General features: G+C 63.2%; 3 protein-coding genes. All 3 read left to right on the top strand.

Going from position 1 to position 4,419, the window contains the following annotated elements; genetic code table 11:
- The coding region (fdhF, locus tag WBV42_RS02720; protein WP_423984674.1) for a formate dehydrogenase subunit alpha at positions 1-2,227 on the top strand (2,227 nt) is incomplete at its 5' end.
- Positions 2,228-2,383: 156 nt separating this feature from the next.
- Positions 2,384-2,653 (top strand): hypothetical protein, encoded by a 270-nt coding sequence (locus tag WBV42_RS02715; RefSeq protein WP_423984673.1) that lies wholly within the window; start codon positions 2,384-2,386, stop codon positions 2,651-2,653.
- Positions 2,637-4,373 carry a molybdopterin oxidoreductase family protein gene (locus WBV42_RS02710; protein WP_423984672.1) on the top strand — a complete coding sequence of 579 codons (1,737 nt, stop codon included), beginning with the start codon at positions 2,637-2,639 and terminating at the stop codon, positions 4,371-4,373. The genes WBV42_RS02715 and WBV42_RS02710 overlap by 17 nt, the downstream gene beginning before the upstream one ends.
- Positions 4,374-4,419 lie beyond the last annotated feature (46 nt).

Raw genomic sequence — 4,419 nt, 5'->3', positions numbered from 1 at the left:
GGCGTTCCAACCCGTCGAGCACGTCGCCGAGAGTTTCGCGGCGAACACGATGTCCGAAGGGCGGCTGTTCGACATGGCCGACGCGCTGAGCGACTACCGACTGGACGATGTCGACGTCACGGACACGACGTGTGGCTACTGTGCCGTCGGCTGTCGCTTCGACGTGTACTCCAAGGACGACGAAGTGCTCGGCGTCCGTCCGAACCCGGAGAAAGCGCCGATCAACGGAATTTCGACCTGCGTCAAGGGGAAGTTTGGATACAAGTACGCGAACAGCGACGACAGGCTTACCGAGCCGCTCATCAAGGAGGACGGCGAGTTCCGCGAGGCGTCGTGGGACGAAGCGCTCGACCACGTCGCCGAGGGACTCGAAGAAATTCAGGACGAATACGGGCGAAACGGCGTGAGCTTCGTCTCGTCGTCCAAAACCTCGAACGAGGCGAACTACCTGATGCAGAAACTCGCCCGGCAGGTGTTCGGTACGAACAACATCGACAACTGCAACCGGCTCTGTCACTCGCCGACCGTCGCCGGACTGTCCCAGACGGTCGGGTTCGGTGCCGGGTCGGTCGGCACCGATGCGCTGGAAAACACCGACTGTTATCTCATTACGGGGTCGAACACGACGGAAGCCCACCCCGTTATCGCCACGCGCATCAAGCAGAACGTCAAGGACGGCGCGGACATGTTCGTCTTCGACCCGCGAAAGGTCCAAATCGCCCAGTTCGCCACGCAGTACTCGCGCGTCCAACCGGGCTACGACACCGTCTGGATCAACGGGTTGACCCGCCACATCATCGAAAACGACCTCCACGACGAGGAGTTCATCGAGGAACGAACGGTCGGCTTCGAGGACGTGAAGGAAGGTGTCCAGAAGTTCACGCCCGAGTTCGTCGAGGAGAAGACGGGCGTTCCACCGGAGGAACTCAAGCGCGCCGCGGAAACTATCGCGAAGGCGGACTCGTGCACGTTCTGCTGGACGCTCGGCCTGACTGAACACAGCCACGGCACCGAGAACATCATCTCGATGGCGAACCTGGCGCTGGTCACCGGTCACGTCGGCACCGAGAAATCCGGACTCGCGCCGTTCCGCGGACAGAACAACGTCCAGGGTGGCGGTGGCGACATGGGACCGCTTCCGGGTAACTTCCCCGGCTATCAGAAGGTGACGACCGACGACGCACGCGAGAAGTTCGAGGACGCGTACGGCGTGGAACTCCCGGACGAGGAAGGCTACACCATTACCGAGCAGTTCCTCGCCGCCGAACGCGGCGAGATTCGAGGGATGTTCATTCAGGGCGAGAACGTCGTGTACTCCGAACCGAACGTCGCACACGCCGAGGAGATAGTGGAGAACCTGGAGTTCCTCGCCGTCCAAGACATCTTCCTCACCGACACGGCGAAGTACGCGGACGTCGTCCTACCCGCGAACTCGCCGTTCGAGACCAACGGAACGTACACGAGTTCGACGCGTCACGTCCAACTCGTCAAGCGGGCCATCGACCCGCCCGGAAACGCGAAGTCCGACTGGGTCATCACCCAGGAACTCGCCGAGCGGTTCGGCTACGATTGGGGATTCCGCAACCCGAGCGAGATAATGGACGAGATCAACGACCTGACGCCGATTTACGGCGGCATCACGCACGAGCGCCTCGAAACTGAGGGGGGTATCCCGTGGCCGTGTTGGGACGAGGACCATCCGGGAACGCCCCACCTCTACATGGAGGAGTTCAACACCGACGACGGGAAGGCCCACATGTTCCCGACCCACGTCTCCGGGCCGGTCGAAGCCGACATGGACGACGAGGAGTTCCCGTTTGCGATGACGACGGGTCGCGTCCTCTATCAGTACCACACCGGGACGATGACCAACCGGGACGCCGGTATCCGCTCGTACACCGACGAACTGTTCGTGGAAATCAACCCCGCCACCGCGGAGGAACTCGGGATTTCCGACGCGCAGTACGTCGATGTGACTTCCCGGAAGGGGTCCATCACGGCGCTCGCCCAGGTCACCGAGCGACCCGGCGAGGGCGTCGTCTTCGTCCCGATGCACTACTTCGGACAGGGCGGTGCCGCGAACGAACTCACCGACGAACAGCACCTCGACGACCAGGCTCATGTGCCCGAGTTCAAAGTCACGGACGTACGGATAACCCCGGCCGAGACGAAACCGGACGTCGACGTGAGCGAACAGGCGGCCACTGACGGCGGCAGAACCGACTGATAACCGACGCCGGACGGCGTTTCACATCATCACCTCCATATCAACTATGCCAGACAACCCAACCGCGACTGATCACGAATGTCAGTTCTGTCACGAGACGTTCGACAGCGAGGACGAACTCCGCGACCACATTTCGGAGGAACACAAGGGGAGCGTATGAACCGAAGCTACGTCATCAAACGAGCGCTCGGCATCGACAACGGCGTCGTCGGCGTCGAGAGCGACCGCCAGCACGACGTCCACGAGTGCACCGTTTGCGGCGAGCAGTTCGAGACGACGGGGCTCACCTGTCCGGCGTGCGGGAGCCACCTTTTCCGGACGAAAACGGTGGTCCCGAACGCGCTCTTCACTCTGCTCGTCATCATGACGTTGGCCGGATTGGGTGCCGCTTACAACGTCATCACGGGAGATGTCCCGAAAGGATAGCATGGGCGAGGAACCCGCCGGCCAACCAACCGCCGAAAGCGTCTGTCCGCGCTGTTCGGTTGGTTGCCGTGTCAGATACAGCGAGCGCCGCGGCGGTGCGGTCGGCTGTGAGGGTGCCCCGGTCAACTCGCAGGGACGGCTCTGTGCGAACGGCATCCACGCGTTCGACGTGTTGGACGCCGAGAACAGGCTCACGACGCCGCTGATTCGGAAGGACGGAGACTTGGTCCCCGCGACGTGGGACGACGCGTTCGCCCGAATCGAGGACGGATTCGAAACGCTTCTCGACCGCCATGGGCCGGACTCGCTCACTTTCTTCGGCGCGCCTCGATGCACGAACGAGGAGAACTATCTGTTTCAGAAACTCGCGCGCGTCCTCGGGACCAACAACGTCGATAACCGCGCTCGAATCTGTCACGGGTCGGTTGTCAGGGCGATGGTCGAGCGACTCGGTTCGCCCGGAATGACGAACACGCTGAACGATCTGACCGAGGCCGACGTGTTCCTCGTTGTCGGCGCGAACCCGGCCGCACAACAGCCCATCGCCTTCAATTCCTACGTTCGGCCGACGGTCAACGACGGCGCGACGCTGATTCACGCCGACCCGCAGGCCAACGAAACCACGCGAATCGCGGACGTTCACATCGCTCCGGACCTCGGAACCGACGCCGTGTTCGTGAACGCAGTGGTCGCCCAGGTGCTCGAAATGGGATTGGAAGACGGGGAGTTCATCGCCGAGCGGACGACTGACTTCGACTCCTTCGCTCGGTCGATGGAACGGTTGGACCTCGACGCCGCCGCTGAACGAACCGGCGTCGAGGCCGAAACGGTCCGCCGCGTCGCGCGCGAATTTGCCAGTGCCGACCGCGCGGCCGTCATCGTCGGGACGGGTGCCGAGGCGGATGACCACCGGGGAACCGCGATACCGGACGCACTCATCGATCTGCTCCTCGTGACGGGCAACCTCGGGAAACCGGGAACCGGAATGAACCTTCTCAGGGGACTGACCAACGAACAGGGCGCGAACGACGTCGGCTGTCGCCCGTGGACGCTCCCCGGTTTTCGACCGATTTCCGACGACTACGCACGAGCGAACGTCGAGGCGGTTTGGGGGACCGAAATCCCGACCACGCCCGGAATCTCGGAACTCGACGCGGTTCGTGCCTTCGGCGAATCGATTCGCGGCGCGTACGTCATCGGCGAAAATCCCGCCGTCGAGAAGCGGGACACGCAGGCCGTCGCTCGGTCGCTCGCCTCGCTCGACTTCCTGCTCGTGCAGGAAGTCTTCCCGACCGAGACGGTGGAACACGCGGACGTCGTGCTCCCGGCGACCCTCTGGGCCGAGAAAGGCGGCACCGTCACCAATCTCGACCGCCAGGTGCAACGACGGCGTCCGCTGCGGACGCCGCCCGAAGGCGTGCGGCGCGACCTCGACATCATCGCCGAGATCGGAAACCGACTGACCGACGTTCGATTCGAATACGACTCCCCGGAAGCGGTGTTCGACGAACTCACACGCCTCAACCCCCTCTACGGCGGAATGTCGTACGACGGAATCGGAAACGCCAGTCAGCGGTGGCCGTTCCCGGAGGGTGCTGAGAAGGGAATCGATATCCTCCACGCGGAGCGGTTTCGAACGGGACGCAAGCGGACGGCACTCGAACCGGTCGATGGTTTCGATGGTTTTCAGCGGGACGAACGGCAGCGGGCGACTGAGTGATAGCCGTGATCGGTTTCGTCGGTCACGGGACGCCCCCGGGCTATCG

It is taken from the genome of Haladaptatus sp., assembly GCF_049589095.1.
GTDB lineage: Archaea > Halobacteriota > Halobacteria > Halobacteriales > Haladaptataceae > Haladaptatus.
Note: the sequence above shows the minus strand (reverse complement) of the source record. Positions and strands in the feature narration are given on the sequence as shown.

Excerpts from the sequence above, each read along its gene's own strand:
- WBV42_RS02715 (WP_423984673.1), top strand. The coding sequence starts at position 2,384 with ATGAACCGAAGCTACGTCATCAAACGAGCGCTCGGCATCGACAACGGC.
- WBV42_RS02710 (WP_423984672.1), top strand. The coding sequence starts at position 2,637 with ATGTCCCGAAAGGATAGCATGGGCGAGGAACCCGCCGGCCAACCAACC.